Annotated in this window: 23 protein-coding genes; 2 read left to right on the top strand and 21 right to left on the bottom strand. The window is 69.6% G+C overall.

Annotation, left to right across the window (positions count from 1 at the left end; genetic code table 11):
- Positions 1-89: 89 nt before the first annotated feature.
- From FHW12_RS01310 to FHW12_RS01280, 7 genes are all read right to left on the bottom strand, one after another.
- Positions 90-836: an S-methyl-5'-thioinosine phosphorylase gene (locus tag FHW12_RS01310; RefSeq protein ID WP_182529181.1), complete on the bottom strand. Its 747-nt coding sequence runs from the start codon at positions 834-836 to the stop codon at positions 90-92.
- Positions 833-1,375: a hypoxanthine-guanine phosphoribosyltransferase gene (locus tag FHW12_RS01305; protein WP_182529180.1), complete on the bottom strand. Its 543-nt coding sequence runs from the start codon at positions 1,373-1,375 to the stop codon at positions 833-835. Before FHW12_RS01305 ends, FHW12_RS01310 begins: the two co-directional genes overlap by 4 nt.
- Positions 1,372-2,391, bottom strand: coding sequence for a beta-N-acetylhexosaminidase (gene nagZ, locus FHW12_RS01300; protein WP_182529179.1), 1,020 nt, complete (start codon positions 2,389-2,391; stop codon positions 1,372-1,374). The genes FHW12_RS01305 and nagZ overlap by 4 nt, the downstream gene beginning before the upstream one ends.
- Before the next feature lie 13 nt (positions 2,392-2,404).
- Positions 2,405-2,908 (bottom strand): CYTH domain-containing protein, encoded by a 504-nt coding sequence (locus FHW12_RS01295; RefSeq protein WP_182529178.1) that lies wholly within the window; start codon positions 2,906-2,908, stop codon positions 2,405-2,407.
- Between the two features lie 107 nt (positions 2,909-3,015).
- Entirely contained in the window at positions 3,016-4,311 is a 1,296-nt protein-coding gene (gene rlmD, locus FHW12_RS01290) for a 23S rRNA (uracil(1939)-C(5))-methyltransferase RlmD (protein WP_182529177.1), read from the bottom strand.
- Positions 4,312-4,374: 63 nt separating this feature from the next.
- Positions 4,375-4,965, bottom strand: coding sequence for a YdbL family protein (locus FHW12_RS01285; protein ID WP_182529176.1), 591 nt, complete (start codon positions 4,963-4,965; stop codon positions 4,375-4,377).
- A gap of 28 nt (positions 4,966-4,993) precedes the next feature.
- Positions 4,994-7,810 (bottom strand): hypothetical protein, encoded by a 2,817-nt coding sequence (locus FHW12_RS01280; protein ID WP_182529175.1) that lies wholly within the window; start codon positions 7,808-7,810, stop codon positions 4,994-4,996.
- 41 nt (positions 7,811-7,851) lie between these two features.
- On the opposite strand from FHW12_RS01280, the gene FHW12_RS01275 reads away from it, so the two are divergent.
- A complete protein-coding gene (locus tag FHW12_RS01275) occupies positions 7,852-8,619 on the top strand; it encodes a response regulator (protein ID WP_182529174.1) in 768 nt (255 codons plus the stop codon).
- Here the strand turns inward: FHW12_RS01275 and recO are convergent.
- From recO to FHW12_RS01215, 12 genes are all read right to left on the bottom strand, one after another.
- On the bottom strand, positions 8,611-9,327 hold the full coding sequence (gene recO, locus FHW12_RS01270; protein WP_182529173.1) for a DNA repair protein RecO: 717 nt from the start codon (positions 9,325-9,327) through the stop codon (positions 8,611-8,613). The two genes, FHW12_RS01275 and recO, sit on opposite strands and share 9 nt — an antisense overlap.
- 15 nt (positions 9,328-9,342) lie before the next feature.
- Positions 9,343-10,245 (bottom strand): GTPase Era, encoded by a 903-nt coding sequence (gene era, locus FHW12_RS01265; protein WP_182529172.1) that lies wholly within the window; start codon positions 10,243-10,245, stop codon positions 9,343-9,345.
- On the bottom strand, positions 10,242-10,907 hold the full coding sequence (gene rnc, locus FHW12_RS01260) for a ribonuclease III (RefSeq protein ID WP_428993604.1): 666 nt from the start codon (positions 10,905-10,907) through the stop codon (positions 10,242-10,244). The genes era and rnc overlap by 4 nt, the downstream gene beginning before the upstream one ends.
- Positions 10,900-11,289, bottom strand: a complete 390-nt coding sequence (locus FHW12_RS01255) for a DUF4845 domain-containing protein (protein ID WP_259392793.1) — start codon at positions 11,287-11,289, stop codon at positions 10,900-10,902. Before FHW12_RS01255 ends, rnc begins: the two co-directional genes overlap by 8 nt.
- Positions 11,290-11,335: 46 nt before the next feature.
- On the bottom strand, positions 11,336-12,160 hold the full coding sequence (gene lepB, locus FHW12_RS01250; RefSeq protein ID WP_182529171.1) for a signal peptidase I: 825 nt from the start codon (positions 12,158-12,160) through the stop codon (positions 11,336-11,338).
- A gap of 99 nt (positions 12,161-12,259) precedes the next feature.
- Positions 12,260-14,050, bottom strand: a complete 1,791-nt coding sequence (gene lepA / locus FHW12_RS01245; RefSeq protein ID WP_182529170.1) for a translation elongation factor 4 — start codon at positions 14,048-14,050, stop codon at positions 12,260-12,262.
- 148 nt (positions 14,051-14,198) lie between these two features.
- Entirely contained in the window at positions 14,199-15,641 is a 1,443-nt protein-coding gene (locus FHW12_RS01240) for a DegQ family serine endoprotease (RefSeq protein WP_259392792.1), read from the bottom strand.
- Between the two features lie 120 nt (positions 15,642-15,761).
- Positions 15,762-16,724: a MucB/RseB C-terminal domain-containing protein gene (locus FHW12_RS01235; RefSeq protein WP_182529169.1), complete on the bottom strand. Its 963-nt coding sequence runs from the start codon at positions 16,722-16,724 to the stop codon at positions 15,762-15,764.
- A gap of 34 nt (positions 16,725-16,758) precedes the next feature.
- A complete protein-coding gene (locus FHW12_RS01230) occupies positions 16,759-17,436 on the bottom strand; it encodes a sigma-E factor negative regulatory protein (protein ID WP_182529168.1) in 678 nt (225 codons plus the stop codon).
- Positions 17,433-18,026 (bottom strand): RNA polymerase sigma factor RpoE, encoded by a 594-nt coding sequence (rpoE, locus tag FHW12_RS01225; protein WP_182529167.1) that lies wholly within the window; start codon positions 18,024-18,026, stop codon positions 17,433-17,435. Before rpoE ends, FHW12_RS01230 begins: the two co-directional genes overlap by 4 nt.
- Positions 18,027-18,109: 83 nt before the next feature.
- The gene (locus FHW12_RS01220; protein ID WP_182529166.1) at positions 18,110-20,698 is read right to left on the bottom strand and encodes an EAL domain-containing protein; all 2,589 of its coding nucleotides are present in this window, start codon (positions 20,696-20,698) and stop codon (positions 18,110-18,112) included.
- On the bottom strand, positions 20,695-21,183 hold the full coding sequence (locus FHW12_RS01215) for a hypothetical protein (RefSeq protein ID WP_182529165.1): 489 nt from the start codon (positions 21,181-21,183) through the stop codon (positions 20,695-20,697). The genes FHW12_RS01220 and FHW12_RS01215 overlap by 4 nt, the downstream gene beginning before the upstream one ends.
- 196 nt (positions 21,184-21,379) lie before the next feature.
- Here FHW12_RS01215 and FHW12_RS01210 point away from each other — a divergent pair, with 196 nt between their 5' ends.
- Complete coding sequence (locus FHW12_RS01210; RefSeq protein WP_182529164.1) at positions 21,380-23,428, top strand: 3-hydroxyacyl-CoA dehydrogenase NAD-binding domain-containing protein; 2,049 nt, start codon at positions 21,380-21,382, stop codon at positions 23,426-23,428.
- A gap of 13 nt (positions 23,429-23,441) precedes the next feature.
- On the opposite strand, the gene FHW12_RS01205 is transcribed toward FHW12_RS01210, so the two are convergent.
- The gene (locus tag FHW12_RS01205; protein WP_182529163.1) at positions 23,442-23,927 is read right to left on the bottom strand and encodes a GNAT family N-acetyltransferase; all 486 of its coding nucleotides are present in this window, start codon (positions 23,925-23,927) and stop codon (positions 23,442-23,444) included.
- A gap of 47 nt (positions 23,928-23,974) precedes the next feature.
- Positions 23,975-24,685 (bottom strand): phosphate signaling complex protein PhoU, encoded by a 711-nt coding sequence (gene phoU, locus FHW12_RS01200; RefSeq protein WP_182529162.1) that lies wholly within the window; start codon positions 24,683-24,685, stop codon positions 23,975-23,977.
- Positions 24,686-24,687: the final 2 nt, after the last annotated feature.

Raw genomic sequence — 24,687 nt, 5'->3', positions numbered from 1 at the left:
CGGAGCACACGAAGGGCGTCCAGCAGATTCCTCTTCTGCCTTCTCCGTGTGCTCCGTGTGCTTCGTGTCGAAAGTTCTTGCTTCGACCGTCAGTCGAGCATCGCGGTCACGATACGCGGTACCGCCGCGGTCGCGGCTTCGAGGTTGGCGAAGATCTCGGGCAGACTGATCTCGGCTTCGTCGCCGCAGCCCGCCGCCCAGTTCGCGACCAGCGCGATGCACGCGTACTCGAGTTCGAGTTCGCGCGCGAGCGCAGCCTCGGGCATCCCCGTCATGCCGACGAGATCGCAGCCGTCGCGGCGCATGCGCGCGATCTCGGCGCGCGTCTCGAGGCGAGGCCCCTGCGTCGCGCCGTAGCAACCGCCGTCGACGACGGCGACGCCGACCCGCGTCGCCGCGGCGAGCAGGTCCTTGCGGAGCGCGGCCGTGTACGGCTCGCTGAAATCGATGTGCTTGACCTCGGCACCGGCGACGTCGCAGAAACTGGTCAGGCGCTCGCTCGTGTAGTCGATGATCTGGTCGGGCAGCGCGACGACGCGCGGCCCCATGTCGGCGCGGATGCCGCCGACCGCGTTCACGCCGATCACCCGGCGCGCGCCGAGGTGGTGCAGCGCCCAGACGTTCGCGCGGTAGTTCACGCGATGCGGCGGGATCGTGTGCGATTCGCCGTGGCGCGCGAGGAACGCGACGCGCTTGCCACCGAGCCGGCCGACGACGACGCTGTCGGATGGATGCCCGTACGGCGTGTCGACCGCATGGCGTTCGGCCGCTTCGAGACCGGGGAAGCGGTACAGGCCGGTGCCGCCGATCAGGGCGAGGTCGATGTGCCGGCTCATGCGTCCACCGCGTAGATCGCCGCGAGGTTGCGGCCCTGTTCGTGATAGTCCATGCCGTAGCCGAACACGTAGCGGTCCGGCACCTCGACGCCGACGAAGTCGGCGCGCAGGCCGGCACCGCGACCGTGGCGCTTCTCGCAGAGCACGACGAGCAGCACCCGCGCGGCGCCCTGCTCGAGGCAGAAATCGCGGATCGCCTTCAGCGTGTGGCCTTCGTCGAGGATGTCGTCGACGAGCAGCACGGTAGCGCCGGCGAGCGAGATCGCCGGCTGCTTGATCCACAGCAGCGCGCCGCCGCTGGTCGCGCCGCGGTAGCGCGTCGCATGCACGTAGTCGAACGCGAGCGGCGCCCGGATCGTCGTCGCGAGCTGGCCCGCGAACGCGAGCGCGCCCTGCATGACGGTGAGGAAGACCGCGGGCGTGCCGTCGAGCGTGGCGTCGATCTCCCGGCCGACGCGTTCGATCGCGGCGGCGAGCGTGGCGTGCTCGTGGACGAGGTCGGCGCGCGCGAGCGCGTCGGCGAGGTTGGCTGTGCTCATGTCGTGGTCCGTGCGGCGCCGTCGAGTTCGGCGAGGCGCGCGATGAAAGCGTCGCGCTGCGGGTTGCTCACGAGCGCGTCCCAGGTCTGCGCGACCGCACCCTGCAACGCGGCGACGCGACCGGCGTCGCACGGCGGCGCGTGCGCGCTCGCGGCGATCGACTCGTCGACGATCGCCGGGCTGCAGGCGAGCAGCAGGTCGCATCCCGCGAGCAGGTGGGCTTCGATGCGCGCGGCGATGCTGCCGACCTGCTCAGCCGCAGCCATACCGATGTCGTCGCCGATCACGCTGCCACGAAAGCCGAGCTCGCCGCGCAGCACGTCCTCGATCCACGCGCGCGAATAGCCGGCCGCGCGCGCATCGACCGCGGGATACGTGACGTGCGCCATCATGACCGCCTCGGCGCCGCTCGCGATCGCATCGGCGAACGGCACGAGGTCGGTCGCGAGCAGTTCGTCGAGCGGGCGTGGATCGACCGCCGCGTCGAAATGCGTGTCCTCGGCCACCGTGCCGTGCCCGGGGAAATGCTTGATCGTCGCCGCCATGCCGGCGAGGCGCATGCCGCGCAGGTACGCCTGCGAAAGCTCGGAGGTGATCTGCGGATCGGCATGGAACGCGCGTTCACCGACCGCGCGATTGCCGCGTGCGAGATCGACCACCGGCGCGAAGCTGAGGTCGATGCCGATCGCGCGCATCTCGCTTGCCATGAGCCAGGCGTGTTCTTCGGCCGCGCGGATCGCCGCCGCGGCATCGCGCCCGTACAGTTCGCCGATGCGCGCGAGCGCCGGCAGGCGCGTGAAGCCGTCGCGGAAACGCTGCACCGGTCCGCCTTCCTGGTCGACGCAGACGAGGAACGGCTCGGGGCGCTCGACGCGGATGTCGTCGATGAGGTCGACGACCTGGTCGCGGCTGGCGAAGTTGCGCGAGAACAGGATCACGCCGCTGACCTGCGGTGCAGCGAGCTGGCGCCGGTCGGCGTCGGTGAGGGTCTTGCCGGGAAGTCCGATGATGAGCATGGCGTGGATCGTATCAGGCCGCGTCGTCGGCGTTGCGCTCGGCCTCGCTCCAGCGCGCATACGGATGCGTCGCGAGATGGAGGTTGTAGTAGCGTGCGAGGTGGCTCACTTCGCGCCCGAGCCAGGGCGGTCGCGGGAACGGCGCATCGACGGCGTCGAGTTCGATTTCCGCGACGACCAGGCCCGTGTTGGCGCCGCCGAACTCGTCGATCTCGAACAGGTGGCCGTCGACGACGACGTGGTGGCGCACCTTCTCGACGAGATCGCCGGCGAGCGTCGCAAGCATGCGCCGCGCGTCGTCGACGGGAACTGCGTACTCGTATTCGTCACGCTGCACGCCCGCCGTCGCCGACTTGATGTTGAGGAATGCGTGTTCGCCTTCGATGCGCGCGCGCACCGAGCAGCGAGCCGCCGGCGGCCCCGCGAGGTAGCCCTGCCGCATCGGCTCGCTGCGCGAGACGCCTTCGCGCCACGCGGCGCCGTCGACGAGGAATTTCCGTTCGATTTCGATTGCCATCTGTCAGGGCCAAAGCGAAAGATTGAAACACGAAGGACGCGAAGTGAAGCAAAAGATTTTCCTCGCTGCTCTTCTTCGTGTCCTTCGTGTCGAAAGCTTCTGCTCGCTCAGCGTTCGAACAGTGCGATCGACTCGACGTGGGCGGTGTGCGGGAACATGTCCATCACGCCCGCGGCGACGAGCTTGAAACCGTGCTGCGTGACGAGCGTGCCGGCGTCGCGCGCGAGCGACCCCGGGTGGCACGACACGTAGACGACGCGATCGGTGCCCTTGCGCGGCAGGTAGTCGAGCACGGCGGCCGCGCCCGAGCGCGGCGGGTCGAGCAGCAGCTTGTCGTAGCGCGCCTGCGCCCAGCCCGTGCCGCGCTGGTCCGCGGCGAGGTCGGCGGCATGGAACTCGGCGTTGGCGATGCCGTTGCGCACGGCGTTCTCGCGCGAACGCGCGACGAGCGCCGCCTCGCCTTCGACGCCGACGACCTCGGCGGCGATGCGGGCGATCGGCAAGGTGAAGTTGCCGAGGCCGCAGAACAGGTCGAGCACGCGGTCGCCCGCGCGCAAGTCGAGCAGTTCGAGCGTCCGCGCGATCATGCGCTGGTTCATGCCCGCGTTGACCTGGATGAAGTCGAGCGGGCGGAATGCGATGTCGATGTCGGACGCCGGGATGCGGAACGACAGCGACACGCGCTCGGGCCACAGCGGTGTCACGCTGTCCGGTCCACCCGGCTGCAGCAGGATCGCGAGGCCGTGATGCTGGCCGAACGCGACCAGCGCGTCACGGTCCCCGTCCGACAGTGGACGCAGGTTGCGGAACGTCAGCGCGACCGCGTCGTCGCCCGCGGCGATTTCGATCTGCGCGATCTCCGCGCGCGCATCGAGTGCGCCGACCAGCGCGCCGAGGTCGGCGAGGCGTTCGCCGACTTCGGGCAGCAGCGTGTGGCAGTGCGCGAGGTCGGCGACGAAGCGCGGATTGTCCTCGCGGAAACCGACCAGCGCCTTGTCCTTCTTCGCAACCCACTTGACCGAAAGGCGGCCCTTGCGGCGATAGCCCCACGGTTCGCCGGTCAGCGGCTCGATCCAGCGCTCGGGCGATACCTTGCCGATGCGCTCGAAGTTCTCGACCAGCACGTGTTGCTTCGCGGCGATCTGCGCCTCGGGCGAAAGGTGCTGCAGGCTGCAGCCGCTGCAGGTACCGAAGTGAGCACAGCGCGGTTCGATCCGCTGCGGCGACCGCACGAGGATCTCCTCGACCTTGGCCTCGTCGTAGTTGCGGTGGCGCTGCACGCGGCCAAGCCGCACGCGCTCGCCCGGCAGCGCTCCCGCGACGAACACGGTCTTGCCGTCGATGCGGGCGACGCCGCGGCCGTCGTGGGAAAGGTCGGTGATCTCGACGTCGTGGTTCTGCATGGGGTCCAAACGAAGCGCCCGCCGTCGAGGCGGGCGCGTGACTGATGCGGGTGGCGACGCCGGCTATTTCTGCTTCCAGGCGCCGGAAGGGTCCTGATAATACCAGCCCGGCCTCGCCTGCTGGATCCACTGCTTGGCGAACGTGTCGCGGATCTGCCCTTCCCACTCGGCATGGCCGTTGGCGAGCGCGATCTCGCGGTACACCGCCTGGCGGTCGCGGTTCTCGTCGGCGACCGCAGCCGTGGCCGCGGCGCGCTCGGGCAGCGGCACGCTCGCGGCGTCGCGCAGCGCGACGAAGCCGTCGCGCGTGAAGCCGACCGCGCCGCTCGCGCAGTACTTCGCGAGCGTCGAAGCGAAGCGCTGGCGCATGCGCGCCTGGATCGCCTGGATCTGCGGCGTCTGGATCGTGATGTCCGCGCCTTGCGCGTGCGCGCTCGGCACGACGAGATCGAGCAGCATCGCGCCGGGCGAATGACCCGGCGGTGGCTCGGCCGGCGGCTGCACCTGTTCCGCGGCGGGCCCGATCACCTTGTCGACGAACTGCTCGGCCGCCTTCTGCGCGGCGGCTTCCGGGAAATAGACGTTGATCGTGACGCAGGCGGCCAGCAGCGCGAGCGCGGCGGCGAGGACGGACCAGCTGAGGACGTGGCGCATCGGTGCTTCTCCAGTGGCGGACGCTCGATCACTCGATGACCGGACCGCTGCCGCGCGTGGCTTCGACGAGGCGCCGTACGAGCGTCGGCCAGTCCACCCGGCGACGGTGGCCGACGATCGTGATGCGCGGCAGGCCCGATCCTTCGACGATAGTGTAGCCGGCGGTCGATGAATCGACGCCGCCGGCGGCGGGCGCCGGCGGGATCGGATCGATGCCACCCATCGCGCAGACGTCGTCGCGCAGGATGCAGCGGATGCCGAGCCGGCGATAGCCGAACGTATCGAAGATCTTCAGCGCCATCGTCTGCAGGTTGGACGACAGCCCGCCACCGCCGCCGATCGCGGTGAGATCGTCGACCGCCTTGTAGCTCATGCGACCGCCGCCGTCCGTGCGCAGCCATGCATCGAACGCGACCGGGCTCCAGTCGACCAGGCGCACGCCGCCGATCGTGCCGAACAGGCGCCCGCTCATGCCGCCGAACGAGAACGCACGGGTGACCTGTTCGAGGTCGAGGTTCTCGAAGTGCGCGTCGGCCGACAGCGACGGCGCGACGCCGAACGGACGTTCGAGCGCGAGCCCACTGAGGCCGAGATGGCCGTCGAACGCGTACAGGTCGAGGCCGCCGCGGAACTCGATGCGCTCGCCGACGAATTCGATCTCGGGAATGCCGCCTGAAAGCTTGCCCGGGAATCGCGGCCAGCCGAGCACGTCGGACAGGCTCGCCATCTCGATGCCGCCGAGCGCGAACGAACCGGCGTAGCGGTCGCCGCGCGGCGACCGCGGTTGCGCGGTGAAGCGTTCGAGCCGCAGCTGGCCGCCGAGCACGTCGAGCGCGAGCGGTTCGGCGAGCGTGATCGTGCCATCGCGCGATGCGAGCCGTGCGCGCGCGACGCCGAACGGCAGGCGGAACAGCTCGAGCGAGCGCCAGCCGAACGTTGTCGCCGGCCGATCCTCCGCGAGATCCCAATCGATCGCGCCGTCGAGGCCGTCCACCGCGAAGCGGCCGCCGCCGTCGCGCACCGACACGTCGTGCGCGGCGACCGCGAATCGCCGCGGCTTGCCCTGGTCGAGTTCGAGCTGGCCTTCGATGCGGCCGCTCGCCGCGATTTCGGCGTAGCCGCGCGTCGCGAGCCAGCTCTGCGCATAACGATGCAGCGCGGGCGCGAGGTGCGCTTCGCGCAGGTCGAAGCGCAAGGCCTGCACGGACGGCGTGCCCAGCGGCACGTACTCGCCGCTCGCGCTGAAGGCGAGCACATCCGGGTCGTTCCATTCGAGCCGTTCGAGGCGCCAGCGATCCGTGCCCGCCGCGACGTCGGCCACGACGGAAACCGGTTGTTCCGGCAGCTTCACGTAGAACGCGCCGACGAGCGCCTCGCCACCGCGCAGGCGAGCGTCGAGCCGGATGCGCGGCTCGCCCGCATCGACATCGAGGCGCAGTTCGCCGTCGGCGCTGACGTGCGCGGCCGCAAGGGTGCCGTCGGCACCGTCGTAGCCGAGGCCGTCGAGGCCGAAACGCGTGCGCACGCGCTCGCCGGCGTCGGCGAACGGATGCAGTACGGTCTGCCCGAGCTCGAGCGTACCGCCGAACAGTTTCGTGCGCAGCGCGCCGAGCAGCACGAGTGAGCCGTCGCGCGACTGCCAGCGCGATCGCGCCGGGCCGATCGCGACGCCGCCGATGCGCGCCTTGCGCCATGCGAGCGGGGTCGGCTCACCTGCCCCGCGCGCGCTCCAGTCGATGCCGCCGGCGAGGCCGTCGAGTACGAGCGCGTGCGCGGGGTCGCGCAGGTCCAGTGCCTCGGTCGCGAGCGTGATGCGCTGCAATCCATCCGCATCGACGTCGACGCTGCCGGTCACGCTGCCGTCGAGCACGAGGTCGCCGAGACCGTGAGCGGCCAAGAAGCCTGCAGCATAACGTTGCTTGGCCGCAGGGAACACCAGCCGCGCGGCGGTCACCGAGAGCGCACGCAGCGGCACGGTCGCGGCCGGCTCGAACTCGCCGCGTGCTTCGAATTCGAGGGCCTCCGGATCGTGCCAGGCGAAGCGGTCGACCGCCCAGCGGCCGTCGTTCCCGACGCGCGCGTCGAGCGCCACGCCAACCGGCGTCGGCGGGAACGCGAAGCGCATCGTGCCCGCCTGCAGGTTGCCGCCGCTGGCCTGCAGGTCGGCCGTGACGCGACGCGCCTGCGCGCTCGCCGCGCTCGCCGCGCTCGCGAGCGTGCCGCGCAGCGCAAGCCCGTCGCCGGCAAAGCTGCCGTCGAACGTGTTGAACTGGACGCCGTCGGCCGCGTACGTCGCTTCGAGCCCACCGTCATTGCGCCAGCGGGCCTGTGCGTCGAACGTGCCTGCGCGCAGTTCGCCGCCTTTCCAAACCGTCGCGAGCGGCGCCTGCAGCCACGCCGCCGGCACGCGCTGCAGGCGCGCAACTGCGGCGACGTCACCACCGAGCGGGAGGTCGAGCGCGGCGCTGCGTTCGCCCTGTACGAGCGCGAGCTCGACCTGCGCGCGCGTGACGCGCACGTGCAGGTCGGCGCGCGCCTCGTCGCGCGTGGAATGCAGCGTCACGGGGCCTGCACAGGCAGATCCGTCGTCGCCGCCGCGCTGCAAGGTGCACGACCATGCGAGGCGACCGTCGAGCCCGAGCGGGGCGCTGTGCAACTCGTCGACGACCACCATCAGCGCGTCTCCCGCGGCGCCCGGCGCGAGGCGCAGGTGCACGCCGCGCGCGTCGACGTGCGCATTGGCCGCGCGCGCCACGTCGACCGACAGGCTGCGCGCGGTCGCCGCCGGCGCGAACGAGGCGGCGAGCAGTGGGATCAGCAGCGTCTGCGTTGACGGGCGGCGCATCGCCGTCCATTCTGCCTCATCGCCGCAGATACAACAGTCCCGTGAATGCACCACGCATCCTCGTCGCCGACGACAACCCGCTGAGCCTGCGTTTCCTCGCCGACGCCCTCGCCGACGCGGGTGCCGACATCGGCGAAGCGGTCGACGGGCTCGCGGCGGTGCGATGCGCGAACGCGTCAGCCTTCGACCTGTTGCTGCTGGATGCGCGCATGCCCGGCCTCGACGGTGCGGCGGCACTCGCGCGCATCCGCGCAGACGAGGGTCCGTCGCGGCACGCGATCGCGCTCGCGACGACCGCGGACGACGGTGCCGCGACTGCCGCCGCCCTGCGCGAGTGCGGCTTCGCCGCGGTACTGCCCAAGCCGCTGCGCATCGACACGCTGCGTGAAGCGGTCGCGCGCCACCTGCCGGCCGGCACCGCCTTCGCCGCGACGCCGTCGCGACGCGGTGGGTCCGTTCACGCGGTTCGCGACGTCGACCCGCACGACGACGCCGCGCTCGACGACGAGCAGGCCCGTCGCGCGGCCGGCGGCGACGAGGCTATCGTCGCCGCGCTGCGCGGATTGTTCGTCGGCGAGCTCGAAGCATTGCCCGCGGAAGTGGAAGCGTTCGCCGCGCGTGACGACCGCGAGGCGCTGCGCGATCGCCTGCATCGCCTCGACGCGTCGGCGGGTTTCTGCGGTGTTCCGGCGCTCGTCGCCGCGTCGGCGCGCCTGCGCAACCTGCTCGACGGCGCGGCATGGCCGGCGCAGGGCGTGGCGGATTTCCTCGCCGCCGGCGAGCGCGCGCGCCGGCGCCTGTCAGCCTGACGTCGGCGGCGCCGCAGGTCGCGCCCACGTCCAGGCGTTGAGCTCACCGTCGAGATGGTGGCGGATCACGCTGCGCATGAGCCGCCGCAACTGCGCCAGCTGCGCGGCATCCGGCGTCCGGTCGGCGCCGAGGGCGAGCAACGCGGCGCCGGATACGCGGGGCATGCGACCGTCGCCCGCTGTCCACGTACGCGCACCGGATTCCGGGTCGTAGGCATAGTCCTGCTCCGGCAGCAGCGCAGCGTCGGCCGCGTCGCGATCGAGCAGCAACGCGTAGCCGAGGTCGGCGAGCAGTTCACGTTCGAAACGACGCAGCGTCCAGCCGGCCGGCTCGTCGGCCGCCAGGCGGTCGAGGCACTGTGCGTACGCGGCGAAGGCGAGCGGATGCGCATCGTTGCGCGCGCACAGGCGCGACACGAGTTCGTTGACGTACATCGCCGAGAACAGCAGGTCGCCAGCCAGCGCGAACGGCGCGCTGGCGATTTCCGCCGCGACCAGCGCACCGAGTTCACCCCGTGCGATCCAGTCGAACAACAGCGGCTGCAACGGCTGCAGGACGCCGCGCGGCAGGCGGCTGCGTTCGCGCCGCACGCCGCGCGCGACGAGGCCGACGCGGCCGTGGTCGCGGCTGAATACCTCGAGCAGCAGCGACGTCTCGCGGTACGGCCGCGCGTGCAGGATGTAGCCCGGCTGCTGGTCTACGCGCATCCGCGTGTGCGGCGGCTACTCGCTGTAGCCGAACTGCTTGAGCGCCGCGGCATCGTCGCTCCACGACTCGCGCACGCGCACCCAGACTTCGAGGAACACCTTGCGGTCGAACACGCGCTCCATCGTGCGTCGCGCCGCGCTGCCGATCTTCTTGAGCTGGGCGCCGCCGGCACCGATGACGATGCCCTTCTGTCCTTCGCGCTCGACCCAGATCACCGCGCCGATGCGGGTCAGCTCGGGCGTGTCCTCGAACCGTTCGATCTCGACCGCCGCCGCGTAGGGCAGTTCGGCGGCGAGCTGCAGCATGAGCTGCTCGCGCACGAGTTCGGCGGCGAGGAAGCGTTCGCTGCGATCGGTGAATTCGTCGGCGGGAAACTCGGCCGGCCCTTCCGGCAGCAGGGCGACGATCTCGTCGAGCAGGGCCGGCACGCCGTCGCCGCGTCGGGCTGCCAGGAAATGCACCGCCGCGTAGCGACGCTCGCGCGTGACCTCGGCCGCGAACGGCAGCAGCGCCTTCTTGTCGGCGAGCTTGTCGACCTTGTTGACGACGAGCAGGCACGGCGCCGACTGCTTCGAGACGAGCTGCCAGACCGCCTCGTCCTCGTCGCGCCAACGAACGCCGTCGATCACGTGCACGAGCAGGTCGGCCTCCTCGGGCACCTGGCGCGCGACGCGATTGAGCTGGCGGTTCAGCGCGCGCTTGCCGCCGTGATGCAGGCCGGGCGTGTCGATGAACACGATCTGCGCGTCGTCGCGCGTTTCGACGCCGAGGATGCGGTGTCGCGTCGTCTGCGGCTTGGGCGTGACGATGCTGAGCTTGGTGCCGAGGATCGCATTGAGCAGCGTGGACTTGCCGACGTTGGGCCGGCCGACGAGCGCGACGCGCCCGAAGCGGTGGGGGATCGTTGCGGTATTCATGTTCCGGTTCTCGCGATGGCCGCCTCGAACGCCTGCTCCGCGGCGACCTGCTCGGCCGCGCGGCGACTCGAACCGGTCCCGCCGGTGCGGATCGACAGCGCGTCGATCGTGCAGCTCACTTCGAACACGCGCGCATGGTCCTCGCCTTGCGCGGCGACGAGTTCGTAGGCCGGCAACGGCAGGTTGTGTGCCTGCAGGAATTCCTGCAGGCGTGTCTTGGCGTCCTTCGGCGTGTGCGCCCCCGCCTCGACGCGCGCGGCGAACAGGCGGCGCACGCAGTCGCGACAGCTGGCCCATCCCGCATCCAGGTAGATCGCGGCGATCACCGCCTCGATTGCGTCCGCGAGAATGGAGTCGCGGCGGAAACCGCCGCTCTTGAGCTCGCCCGCGCCGAGGCGGAGGCGATCACCGAGTTCCTCGGCCCGCGCCATCTCGGCCAGCGCCGAGCCGTTGACGAGTGCCGCGCGCAAGCGCGTCATCTCGCCCTCGGTCGCACGCGGATGCAACTCGTACACGAGTTCGGCGACGAGCAGGTTGAGCAGCGCGTCGCCGAGGAACTCGAGGCGTTCGTTGTTCTCGTGACCCGCGCTGCGGTGCGTGAGCGCACGCTCGAGCAGCGTCGTATCGACGAATTCGTGTCCCAGCAGCAGGTGTCTATTCACCGGCCCCGGTCATGCTCACCGACTTGTCGAACGTCACCAGCAGGTCGATGTTGTACATGAAGGGAATCCGGCGCTCGTAGTTGACACGCAACGTCGACCCACCGCCTTCGCGCTTGAGGGTAATCGACTGCGGCGGTACGTTCCTCTCGTCGACGTATTGCGTCGTGAACTTGAAGGCGAGTTCGCGCCGGACGTCCTCGAGCGTCTTGTTCACCGCGCCCGCCTCCTTGCGTTCCAGCTCCATCGACTTCACGACCCCGTAGTACTCCGTGTACGCGGGGACCAGGCGCATCGCCAGATAGGCGAAGAAGCCCACGACGCAAAGCATGATCGCGAATCCGATCAACGTGATGCCCCTGCTCTTTCGATGCTGCATGCTCATCTGCCCTCCCCTCGCGCGATCGCGCCCAGTGTTGCGGAAGCCGACTCTACTTGATCATCGTCCCGATGCGGCTGAGGCCGTCGAAGTTCATCCAGATCACGAACGCCTTGCCGACCAGGTTCGCCTCCGGCACGAAACCCCAGAAGCGGCTGTCGGCACTATTGTCGCGATTGTCGCCCATCGCGAAATAGTGCCCGGCCGGTACGACCCAGGTTCCTTCCTTCGCGCTCCAGGCTTGCGGGATCTCGAGGATACGGTGCTCGACGCCCTCGAGGTTCTCGCGCTTCACCTGCGCATCGTCCTTGCGGCGCCCCGGCTCGGTCGGGCCGGTGTAGGCACCGAGGTCGGTCTCCTCGACCGGCTTGCCGTTGACCGACAACACCTTGTTGCGATAGGTGATTTCGTCACCCGGAAGGCCGATCACGCGCTTGATGTAGTCCTCTTTCGGGTTCTGCGGGTAGCGGAACACGAAGACGTCGCCACGCTTGGGTTCGCCGACATCCAGGATCTTCGTATTCAACACCGGCAGGCGCAAGCCGTATGCGAACTTGTTCACGAGGATGAAATCGCCGACCAGCAGGGTCGGCATCATCGACCCCGAGGGGATCTTGAACGGCTCGGCGATGAACGAGCGGAACAGCAGGATCACCAGCAGCACCGGGAAGAACGAGCGCGCGTACTCGACCGGTACCGACTCCTGCATCGCAGTGCGCGCACGTGCTTCGCGCTCCTCTTCGGTCAGCGCGGTCATCGCCTTGATCGCCTCGGCGCGGTGGGCGCGGCGCCGCGCGAGCAGCAGCCAGTCGAACAGCCAGACCACACCGGTCACGGTGGTCAACACGACGAGCAGCAATGCGAAATCGAAATCCATCTGGGGCTCCTTCGGAGCCGGGACGCGAGATTCGGGATTCGTAATTCGACGAGGCGAGCCCGCCGAATCCCGAATCCCGAATCTCCAATCCTGGCGATTCTATTTGTCCATCTGCAGCACGGCGAGGAAGGCTTCCTGCGGGATCTCCACGCTGCCCACCTGCTTCATGCGCTTCTTGCCTTCCTTCTGCTTCTCCAGCAGCTTGCGCTTGCGCGTGACGTCGCCGCCGTAGCACTTGGCGAGCACGTTCTTGCGCAGTGCCTTCACGGTCGAACGCGCGATGATCTGCGCGCCGATCGCCGCCTGGATCGCCACGTCGAACTGCTGGCGCGGGATCAGCTCCTTCATCTTCTCGACCAGCTCGCGCCCGCGCCGATCCGCGCTGGAACGGTGCAGGATCAGGCTCAGGGCATCGACGCGGTCGCCGTTGATGAGGACGTCGACGCGCACGAGCGGACCGGCCTGGAAGCGCTCGAAGTGGTATTCCATCGAGGCGTAGCCGCGCGAGACCGATTTCAGCTTGTCGAAGAAGTCCAGCACGACCTCGGCCAGCGGCAGCTCGTAGCTGATCTGCACCTGGCTCGCCATGTAGTGGATCGCGCGCTGGATGCCGCGCTTTTCCTCGCACAGCTTGATCACGTTGCCGATGTGGTCGGGTGGCGTGAGGATGTTGGCGACGATGATCGGCTCGCGGACCTCTTCCACGTACTGCGTCGGAGGCAGCTTCGCCGGATTGTCCAGCGACAGGATCGAGCCGTCGGTCTTCAGCACCTCGTAGATCACGGTCGGCGCGGTCGTCACGAGATCGAGGTCGTACTCGCGCTCAAGGCGTTCCTGGATGATCTCCATGTGCAGCAGGCCGAGGAAGCCGCAACGGAAGCCGAAGCCCATCGCTTCGGAATTCTCCGGCTCGAAGCGCAGCGCGGCGTCGTTGAGCTTGAGCTTCTCGAGCGCCTCGCGCAGCTTCGGATAGTCGTCCGCGGCGGTCGGGAACAGGCCGGCGAACACGCGCGGCTGCATTTCGCGAAACCCCGGCAGCGGCTTCGCGGCCGGCTTTCCGGCCTGGGTCAGCGTGTCGCCGACCGGTGCGCCGTGCACGTCCTTGATCGACGCGGTGACCCAACCGACCTCGCCAGCGCGCAGCGCGTCCTTGACCAGCCGCTTGGGCGTGAACACGCCGACCTGGTCGACCTCGTGGCTGCGCCCGGTCGACATCACGAGCAGCTTGTCGCCCGGCAGGATCTCGCCCTGCATCACGCGCACGAGCGAGACGACGCCGAGGTAGTTGTCGAACCACGAATCGATGATGAGCGCCTGCAGGCGGTCGGTGTCGAGCGGTTTCGGCGCGGGGATGCGCGCGACGATCGCCTCGAGCACGTCGCCGACGTTGAGGCCGGTCTTCGCGCTGATCGCGATCGCGTCGGTCGCGTCGATGCCGATGACCGCTTCGATCTCCTCCTTCACCTTGTCGATGTCGGCGGTCGGCAGGTCGATCTTGTTGAGCACCGGCACGACCTCGAGCCCCATCTCCACCGCGGTGTAGCAGTTCGCGACCGACTGCGCCTCGACGCCCTGGGCCGCGTCGACGACGAGCAGCGCGCCTTCGCACGCGGCGAGCGAGCGGCTGACCTCGTAGCTGAAGTCGACGTGGCCCGGCGTGTCGATGAAGTTGAGCTGGTAGGTGTTGCCGTCCTTCGCCTTGTACGGCAGAGAGACGGACTGTGCCTTGATCGTGATGCCGCGCTCACGCTCGATCGGATTGTTGTCGAGCACCTGCGCTTCCATCTCGCGCTCGGTCAGTCCTCCGCAGAGCTGGATGATGCGGTCCGCGAGCGTGGACTTGCCGTGGTCGACATGGGCGATGATCGAGAAATTGCGGATGTGTTGCATTCGGATTGCGGCTGCGGGCGAGCGATCGGCACAAGAGCCGGATTATCGCAGAAAGTCTCCCCCCGCGTCCCGCCGCGATCCGGATCCCAGGTCCGGACGTGCGGACGGGGCCGTGCGGCCCCGTCCGTGGTGGAGCGGTCGAACGCGCTCAGCCCTTGCCGGGCGTCGGTACCGTCAGCGCGAGGAACTGCGTCTGCTCGTCGCGACGCACGAGGAGCATCACCGATTCACCGGGCTTGGCGTCCTTCAGGCTCGCATTGAAGTCGCCGACCGATTTCACCGGCTTGCGGCCGACCATGAGGATCACGTCGCCCGGCTCGAGCGCCGCGCGCCGCGCGGCGTTGCCGGTGATGCGCGTGACGACGACGCCCTGGCCGTCGGTGATGCCGAGCTGCTTGCGCTGGTCGGCCGTGAGGTCCTCGACGACGATGCCGAGCGGATTGCCGGCCGCCGCCGCGGGGGCGGTGCTGCGCGCGCCCGCGAGCGCCTCCTTGTCCGCCGGCAGTTCGCCGACCGTGACGGGGATCGTCAGGGTCTTGCCTTCGCGCCAGACCGACAGGTCCGCCTTGCTGCCCGGCTTGCTCGATCCGACCAGTGGCGGCAGGTCCGCCGACATCGCGATCTCGTGGCCGGCGAAACCGAGGATGACGTCACCGACCTGCACGCCCGCCTTGTCGGCCGAACTGCCCGGCGTGACCTTGTTGACGAGCGCGCCGCCGCTGCGCGGCAGGCCGAGAGCCTTCGCCTGCTCGCGATCGACGTTCTGGATCTGCACGCCGATCATGCCGCGGCTCACGCGACCGGTCGCCTTGATCTGCTCGACCGCGTTCATCGCGATGTCGATCGGAATGGCGAACGACACGCCCATGAAGCCGCCGGTGTTCGAGAAGATCTGCGAGTTGATGCCGACCACCTGGCCGCTCAGGTTGAACAACGGCCCGCCGGAATTGCCGCGGTTGATCGGCACGTCGGTCTGGATGAACGGCACGTACTGCTGGTCGGCACCGCCGAACTGGCGACCGACTGCGCTGATGATGCCGGCGGTGACCGAGTGGTCGAAGCCGAACGGCGAGCCGATCGCGACGACCCACTGGCCGGCCTTGACGACCTTGGAATCGCCGAGGCTGACCACCGGGAGGTCGGTCGCGTTGAGCTTGAGCAGCGCGATGTCGTACTGCGCGTCGGTGCCGACCACCTTCGCGTCGAGCTCGCGCCGGTCGGACAGGCGCACGGTCACTTCGTCGGCGCCGTCGACGACGTGGTTGTTGGTCAGCACGTAGCCGTCCTGCGAGATGATGAAACCCGAGCCCATCGACACGCGCATGCCGCGCTCGCGCGGCTGCGGCATCGGCCCGAAGAAGCGCTTGAAGATCTCCGGCACGTCCTGCTGGTCGTTCGACGGGTCCTGCGCCTGCGCGTCCGGGTTGCCGCTCGCCTGCACGTTGACCACGGCCGGGCCGTAGCGTTCGACCAGGCCCGAGAAATCGGGCAGCTCGACCGCCGGCACGTTCGCGGCGAACGCGAACACGAGCAGCGGCGCCACGGCCCAGCGCGACAGGGAGCGTCGTTCACTCCTTGAAATCATCGTCATGGTGTCAATTGCCTCCTGGGAATTCGATTCCGGTGCCCCTGGAGGGGCAGCCGATTTCCGCTATTGACGCGTGCGGCGCGCCAAAGTTCCGGTGCGACCGGCCGCGTTTTCAGCATCGCTTCAGCGCGCCGGCGCGACCGGCTGCAACGACCGCACCATGCGCTCGAGCGTGATGCGCGGCACGTCGCCGATCGCGGTGAAACGCACGTTGCCGGCCTCGTGCGAATAGATGCCGAGCATGCCACGGCTGAGGCGCTGGTCGGCGCGCGCGCCGCCACCGGCAGGCTCGATGTAGATCGACACGTTGGCGACGCCGTCGGTGTACAGCTGGTGCTCGGCACCGCCGACCGGCGCGTGCGTGCGGCTCAACACGAATCCGGGCGGCGGGTCGCCGACGCGCCAGCGGGGCGCGCCGAGCGTTGGTTCGTCCGCGGGCGCCGCGACCGTCGTCCCCGCGCTCGCCGCGAGATCGCTGTCGCGCGGCCTGGCGCCGATGTCGAGGGTCACGAACATGTATTCCTCGAGCGACCGATGGTTCGCGTCGATCACCGCCGAGCGCAGCGGAAAGCCGCTGTCGTCCTCGAGCCAGAGCCGGTAGCCGTAGCGGTAGCCGTCGCGCGGGACGACGTCGACGCGATGCGCCTGGTAACCCGCGACACGATCGGTCCCCGCTGCGACCACCGCGTAGTAGCGTCCGGTCGCCGCCGCGCCCACGTCCGGCAGCAGCGGCAGCAGGTGCGTGCCCGAGCTGCGGAACAGCATCGTCGGCGCCGCGCCCTGCATGCAGGTGACGGTCGCACCGTCGCGCACGACTTCGCTGCGCGCACCGTTCAACCCGACCAGCCGCTCGCGCTCGGCGATGCCGCCGGCATGGAAGATGCGCAGCGCATCGACCTGGGCGCCGCGCGCGTAGACGAACGAACCCTGGTAGTCGAGGCGGCGGATCGCGTCGTACATCCGCACGAGCGCCTGCGGCGGCACCGGCGCTTCCGCGCGCGCCACGCCGGCGGCGAGAACGAGCGCGACGAGGAAGGCCATCGGCAACGAACGGGCGGTCGTCACGCGCTGGCCTTGGTCGACCATGGCGCCGGACCGTGCTCCGTCCCGAGGCTTCGACTCAACGGTTCTGCGCGCCTGCCGTGCCCGGCTGCGCGGCATCGCCGGGATTCTGCGGGGTCGCGAGCAGCACGTACGGCACGAAGCCGGACTGCCCGCCCGGGCCGACGGACTGGTAATGGCGCACGAGGTAGGACTGCAGGCGCGGATCCAGCACGACGACCTGGCCGCCTTCGCCGCCGAAGCTCACGGGCGACGCGTCCGCGGGGGCGTTCGGCAACAGCAGCGGCGGACGCACGTCGGGCAAGCCGGTGACCGCGGGAGCCGTGCTCGCCGCGGCCGGAGCGGCGGCGATCGTCGGCCCCGACAGCGTCGCCGAACGCGTGCTCGCGACGGTCGACGTCTCGCCCGGCGTCGAGGCCGGGCGCGTCATGACGAGCGCCGCGACCGCGACCGAGGCAGCGATCGCACCGCCCGCACCCCAGCGCAGCCATTGGCCGCCGGCATGGGCGCGCACCGCCGTCTCGGCCTCCAGCCGCGCCATCACGCCATCGGCGAAGCCGTGGCGCAGCACGACGATGTCCTGCCGGCGCAGGGTCTGGCGCGCGATGTGGTAGCGCTCCCAGCGCAGTGGCAGCGCACTGTCGGCCGAAATCCGACGCAGCACGAAGCGCGTCTGGTCGCGTTCGAGCTCGCCGTCCATGAGGGCCGACACTTGTTCGTCGATGTGCTCGTTCATGAGGCTCTGTTTTCCTCCGACAACAACGGACGCAATTGCTCGTCGATCGCTTCGCGGGCTCGGAAGATGCGCGACCTGACCGTACCGATCGGGCAATTCATCGCTTCCGCGATTTCCTCGTAACTCAAACCGTCGACCTCGCGCAGCGTGATCGCCGTGCGCAGCTCTTCCGGCAACTGTTCGACCGTGGCGAACACGGTTCGTTCAATTTCCTGGCGCATGAGTTCACGTTCGGGCGTGGCCGATTCGTGCAGGCGCGCCGCGCCGTCGTACTGGACCGCGTCCTCGACCGCCACGTCCTCGGTCGGCGGACGCCGTCCCTGCGAGACGAGCCAGTTCTTGGCGGTATTGATCGCGATGCGATAGATCCACGTGTAGAACTGGGCGTCGCCGCGGAACGAGCCGATCGCTCGATACGCGCGCACGAACGCCTCCTGCGCCACGTCCTGGCATTCGCTCCAGTCGTTGACATAGCGGGAAATGACGCTGACCAGCTTGTGCTGGTACTTCCTGACCAGAAGGTCGAACGCGCGCTTGTCGCCATTCTGGACGCGTTCGACGAGCGCCTGATCCGAGTCGCTTTCGCCCATCCGGGCCTTACTCCCTGTTTGCCGGCGCGTTCGGGCATACCACCTCGACCACGTCCGGCGCGAATAGTTCCGCCGCCGCGACCTCAGGCGCGCGCGGTCGGCACGGCAACCCGGCCGAGGAGCCGGGCACGTTCCTGCAGCAGGGCCTCGAAGCTGGCCGCGGGCAGCGGGCGGCAGAACAGGAACCCTTGCAGCACCTCGCACCCCTCGGCGCGGAGGAAATCCAGATGCTGCTCGATCTCGACGCCTTCGGCAACGACCTCGCGGTTGAGATTGTGCGCCATCGAGATCGTCGCGCGCACGATCGCCTCGTCGTCGGGGTCGACGCCGATGTTGCGCACGAAGGCCTGGTCGATCTTGATGCGGTCGGCCGGGAAGCGCTTGATGTAGTCGAGGGAAGACTGCCCGGTGCCGAAATCGTCGATCGAGATGCCGCAGCCGAGGCCACGCAGTCCGTGCAGCGTCTCGAGCAGGTTCGGGATCGACTTGACGTTGATGCTCTCGGTCACCTCGAGGTCGAGCAGGCGCGGATCGAGCCCGGTTTCCTTGAGCACGTCGGCGACGACCTGGACGAGGTTCGGCTGGCGCAGCTGCAACGGCGACAGGTTCACGCCGATGCGTAACGGCAGGCCGTGCTGCACCTGCCAGCGGTGCGTGTCACGGCAGGCTGCGCGCAGGATCCACTCGCCGATCGGGATGATCAGTCCCGACTCCTCGGCCAACGGGATGAAGAAGCCGGGACTGATCATGCCGAGTTCGGGGTGCTCCCAGCGGATCAGCGCCTCCATGCCGACGATGTCTTCGGTCTGCCCGTCGAGCTGCGGCTGGTAGAACACGCGCAGCTCGCCGTTGCGCTCGGCCTGGCGCAGCTTCGCCTCGAGCGCGAGGCGCTGCTGGTGCGACTCCTCGGGCACCGCCACGTAGGCCTGGAAGTTGTTGCGCCCCATGCCCTTGGCCGAATACATCGCGACGTCGGCGTGCTTGAGCAGGCGCTCGGCGTCGGTCGCGTCGTCCGGGTAGAAGCTGAGGCCGAGCGACGCGGTCATGCTCAGCTCGAGCCCGCCGGTCAGCTGCAGCGGCGCCTCCATCGCGCGGACGATCTTCTCGGCGATGCGCACGACGTCCTCGCGCTGCACGATGTGGCGCAGGATCAACGTGAACTCGTCGCCGGCGTAGCGCGCGACCGTGTCGGAACTGCGCACGCTCGCACGCAGGCGCTTGGCGACCGCGGCGAGCACCTGGTCGCCGACCGCGTGGCCGAGTGAATCGTTGATGTTCTTGAAGCGGTCGAGGTCGACGAATACGACCGCGAACATCTCGCTCGTGCGGTGCGCCTCGCTGATCGCGGAGTTCAGGCGGTCGTTGAACAGCAGGCGGTTCGGCAGCCCGGTCAGCGGGTCGCGCAGGCCGATCGCGCGTCCCTGCGCACGCGCGTGGCGCAGGTCGAGTTCGCTCGCGAGCGAATGGGCGACCACGCGCACGCCGGCGATCACCGCGGCGTCGAGCACGAGCGGGTCGTGGCGCGCCATCATCAGTGCACCGAGGCAGGTCTGGCGTTCGCCGTACAGCGGCAGGCCGATCACGCATTCGTAGCGATGTTCGCGCACGGACGCATCCGCGCCGGGACTGCGCCACGCGCCGGACGCCTGCAGGATCTCGTTGCCGTCGAGCACGTGGCGCAGGTTCACCTCGCGCAGCGGGTCGGGACCCTCGCTGTCCTCCATGCGGCGGAAAACGGCGAGCGCCTGCGGCTCCGGCGCCTGTTCCGCCGGCGCCTCGACGAACACCGCGTAGTCGAGTGCGAGCCAGTCGACCAGGCAGCGCAGCGTGGTTTCCGCCGGGTCGTGAGACCCGCCCTGCGCCATGCGCAGCAGCGCGACGAGCGCCTCCTGGTGGCGGCTCAGTTCCTCGATCTCGCGGAACAGGTAGAAGTGGACGACGCGTCCCTCCTGCACCGCGAGGCGCACGTGCAGGTCGACCGGATAGCTGCCGCCGTCGGCGCGCGGCTTGCGCGCTCGCACGTGCACGCTGCCGTCACGCTCGAGCTTGCGCGCGATCTCCTCGCGCCGCTCGGCGGTCAGCACCAGATCGAAGCCGTCGATGCGGCCGGCGAGGATCTGCGCGCGTGGATAGCCGGAACGCTGCACGAAGGTCGCATTGACCTCGAGGATGCGTCCGCTCGCCGGGTCGACGATCGCCAGTTCGTCGAGGCTGCCGTCGAACGCGAACTGGTAGCGCTCGCCGCCGGTCGCGTGCTGGCTGCGCACGGTGCCGGCGCTGCGCGCGGCGAGCGCGACCTTGATCCGCGCGAGCGCGTCGTCGGGCTTGACCGGCCGTGCGATCCACTCGATGAGCCCGGCCGGCAGGCGACCGTCGCGCCAACTGCCGCCGCGGCTGCCGAGGATGCCGATGACCGGCAGGTCGTGTCGCGCGTGCTTGCGCAGTTCGTCGCAGAAGGTGAGCGCTTCGGCCGGGTCCTCGCCGAACTCGAGCAGTACGAGATCGATGTCGAGGTCGGGCACGAGGAAGCCGCGCGCCTGTTCGATGTCCCTGGCCGAATAGATTTCCTCGAACGCCTGCGCGTCGAGCGCGTCGAACAGCACGCGCCGGTCTTCGCGATCGGCCGCGACGATCAGTGCCCCACCACGCGCTTCGGGGGCCGGATTGCTCATGTGACCCAGCGCCCGTCGCGCAAGCGCAGCTGGCGGTGCAACTCGCTCTCCACCGCGAGGCGGTCGTACATCCCGTCCAGTTCCTCCGGCAACTCGCCGCGGCCGCTGACGAACACGAGTTTGCGCTCGTTGCTGGTCGGCGTGCGCGAAATGCGTCGCAGCAGCAGCACGTCCGCGGGCTTGAGGTGCGCCTCGTAGTCGACGAAGAGGTAGATGCCGAAGTGCATGCTCTGCAGCACGTAGCGCAGTGCGTCGGACATGCGCTTGGAACCGGGCACGTGCATGCCGCTCTCGCGCAGCGAGGCGAGGCCGCCGTCCGGATCCCAGGCGTAGATCGACGTGCCGCCGCGCATCGCCAGCACGCGCATCTGCGCCACCGTGTCCGCGACGCTCGACGTCTGCAGGGCCACGATGTGCTGCGCCGACTGCACGATGCGGTCGAGCAGCTTCTGGATGACCGGCAATTCAGCTTTGTTGTCGATCACACGCTCCCCTGAAGACGCGTCCGGCGCACGCCGCCCCGGCTGCGCACGAGGCGATCCGGCCGATGCGGTGTCCGCGGCGCTCCCTGCTGCGATCGTACCGCAAGTGTGTTCCGCAACTCCTTGCCGGTACTGCATTGACCCGACGCACGGCTTGCCCGGATTATAGCCGTCCCCCAGCACGCTCCCGGAGCCGGTCATGTTCGAAGGCCTGCGTTTCCAGCATTGGCAGACGACCAGTGACGCCGACGGCATCGTGGTGCTGACGCTGGACCGTGCCGGCAGCTCGGTCAACGCGCTCTCGCGCGCGGTGCTCGACGAGCTGTCCGAGATCATCCAACGCCTCGCGATCGAGCCGCCGAAGGGCGTGATCGTCCGCTCGGGCAAGGCGAACGGCTTCATCGTCGGCGCCGATATCAAGGAATTCGAGAGCTTCGAGAAGAACGGCACGGTGCAGGACGCGCTCGAGAACGGCCAGCGCATCTTCCTGCGCCTGGGCCGGCTGCCCTGCCCGACCGTCGCGGCGATCCACGGCGTCTGCATGGGTGGCGGCACCGAACTCTCCCTCGCCTGCCGCTACCGCGTCGCCTCGCGCGACGCCTCGACGCGCATCGCGCTGCCGGAAGTCAAGCTCGGCATCTTCCCCGGCTGGGGCGGGTCGGCGCGCCTGCCGCGCCTGATCGGCGCACCGGCCGCGCTCGAACTCATGCTCACCGGCCGCAACGCCTCGGCCGAGAACGCCAAGGCGCTCGGCCTCGTCGATGCGCTGACCTCGCCCGAGCTGCTCGTCGAAGCGGCGAAGGAACTCATCCGCCATCCGCGCAGCCGCCCGCTCGCGCAGCGCGCGACCGCGTGGGCGACCAACCTCTGGCCGGTGCGGCAGGTGCTCGCGCCGATCCTCGTCAAGCAGACCGCGGCGAAGGTGCGCAAGGAACACTACCCGGCACCGTTCGCGCTGATCGAAACCTGGCGCCGCGGCGGCTCGAGCCTCGTGCAGCGCCTCAAGCTCGAGGCGCGCGCGGTCGCGAAGCTCGCCGCGACGCCGACTGCGCACAACCTGATCCGCGTGTTCTTCCTGCAGGAGCGCCTGAAGGGACTCGGCGGCGGCGCCGAACACGGCATCAAGCACGTGCACGTCGTCGGCGCCGGCGTCATGGGCGGCGACATCGCCGCGTGGTGCGCGCTGCGCGGCTTCGACGTGACCCTGCAGGATCGCGAGATGAAATACGTGCAGCCCGCGCTCGACCGCGCGAAGGAGCTGTTCACGAAGAAGCTGAAGACCGCCGAGCGCGTCGCACCCGTGCTCGCGCGCCTCAAGGCCGACGTCGACGGCACCGGCATCCCCGACGCCGATCTCGCGATCGAGGCGATCTACGAGAATGCCGAGGCGAAGGAAACGCTCTACCGCGCGACCGAGCCGAAGATGAAGTCCGACGCGCTGCTCGCGACCAACACCTCGAGCATTCCGCTCGCCGAACTGCGCACGACCGTGCAGAAGCCCGCGCGCTTCCTCGGCCTGCACTATTTCAATCCGGTCGCGTTGATGCCGCTGGTCGAGATCGTGCGCCACGACCAGCTCGATGCCGCGGTGGAGAAGCGCGCGCTCGCATTCTGCAAGGCGCTCGACAAGCTGCCGGTGCCGGTCGCCGGCACGCCGGGCTTCCTCGTCAACCGCATCCTCATGCCGTACATGCTCGAAGCCGCACGCGCGTACAGCGAGGGCGTGCCGGGGCCGGTGATCGATCGCGCGGCGAAGAAGTTCGGCATGCCGATGGGACCGATCGAGCTCATCGACACGGTCGGCCTCGACGTCGCCGCATCGGTCGGCGCCGAACTCGGGCCGTTCCTCGGCCTCGACATCCCGCCCGGCCTCGACGAACTCGTCAAGGGCGGCAAGCGCGGCAAGAAGGACGGCCAGGGCTTCTACACCTGGCAGGACGGCAGGCCGCAGAAGCCCGAAGTCGATCCGAACTACGTCGCCCCGGACGACCTCGAGGATCGCCTGGTCCTGCCCCTGCTCAACGAGGCCGTCGCCTGCCTGCACGACTCGGTCGTCGACGACGCCGACCTGCTCGACGCGGGCGTCATCTTCGGCACCGGCTTCGCGCCGTTCCGCGGCGGCCCGATCAAGCACGTGCGCGACACCGGCGCCGACGCACTGAGGGCGCGCCTCGACGCGCTCGCGAAGACGTACGGCGCGCGCTTCGCACCGCGCCCGGGCTGGGACTCGCCCGCGCTGCGCAGTTGACGCCCGGCGTCCGCTAGGCCGGCGGCAACGCCGGCGGCGCGAGCCAGAGGTCCTTGGCGAAGCGCACCGCATCCTCGTGCGGTGCGTAGTAGCCGGTCGAGAGCATGATCTCCTCGTAACCGAGCCGGCGGTAGAACGCGCGCGCCACGGCATTGCGCCGACGCGCCTCGAGACGGATCACGCCGATACCTGCTTCGAGCGCCGCCGCCTCGAGCCAGCGCACGAGGCGCGCGCCGACGCCGCGGCGCTGCCAGCCCGGCAGCACTGCGAGCAGGCACAGGTGCGCCTCCTCGTCGAGGTACTGCATGACGCCGAAGCCGACGAGCTGGCCGTCGAAGCGCGCGGCCGCGACGTTCGTGTCGTTCGAGGCGATCGCGCGCCGCAACCGACCCGGCGTCCAGCGCCAGTCGAGTCCGTGCTCGATGAGTTCGCGCGATTGCGCGGCGATCACCGGCGCTTCGTCGGGTCGTGCGAGACCGATGTCGATGGCGCTGTCCACGTCCGCGTGATGGTGGCGCGGCGCGCGTTCCGCAAGGGTCGGCGCGGTCAGCCGCGTGGCGCGTCGCCCTTGGCGAGACCCGAGTGGCGCACGTCCTTGCCGCGCACGAGGTAGAGCACGAACTCGCACAGGTTCTTGCAGCGGTCGCCGATCCGCTCGAACGAGCGCGCGCACCAGAGGCGGTCGAGTTCGACGGGGATCTGCTCGGGCACCTGCTGCATGCGCGCGACGAGCGTCGCCGACACCGAGCGGAAGCTGCCGTCGAGGCGGCGGTCGCGGTGCATGACGTCGAGCGCGAGCTGTTCGTCGAGGCGCGCGAACGCGTCGAGCGCGCCGCGCAGCATGTCGCGCGCGACGTGGCCGAGTTCGGCCAGTGCCGCGGTGACGTCGGCTCCGCTTTCCTCGTTGAGCAGGTGTTCGCCGAGCCGCGCAATGCGCTTGGCCTCGTCGCCGATGCGCTCGAGGTCCGCGAGCATCTTCATGACCGAGAGCACGAGGCGCAGGTCCGACGCGGCCGGCTGGCGCCGGGCGAGGATGAACGCGCACTGCTCGTCGATCGCGAGCTCGGCCGCGTTGATGCGCTGCTCGCGCTCGCGGATCTCGCCGAGCGCGCCCGCCTCGCGCGCGACCAGCACGCGGACCGCCGCGGCGATCTGCTCCTCGACGATGCCGCCCATCGCGAGCACCTGCCGCCGCACGTCCTCGATTTCGCTGTTGAACTGGCGGGAAATGTGCTGGGTGAGATGCAGGCGATCCATGA

It is taken from the genome of Dokdonella fugitiva (assembly GCF_014138265.1).
GTDB classification, from domain to species: domain Bacteria; phylum Pseudomonadota; class Gammaproteobacteria; order Xanthomonadales; family Rhodanobacteraceae; genus Dokdonella_A; species Dokdonella_A fugitiva_A.
This window is presented reverse-complemented; position numbering and strand designations above follow the sequence as displayed.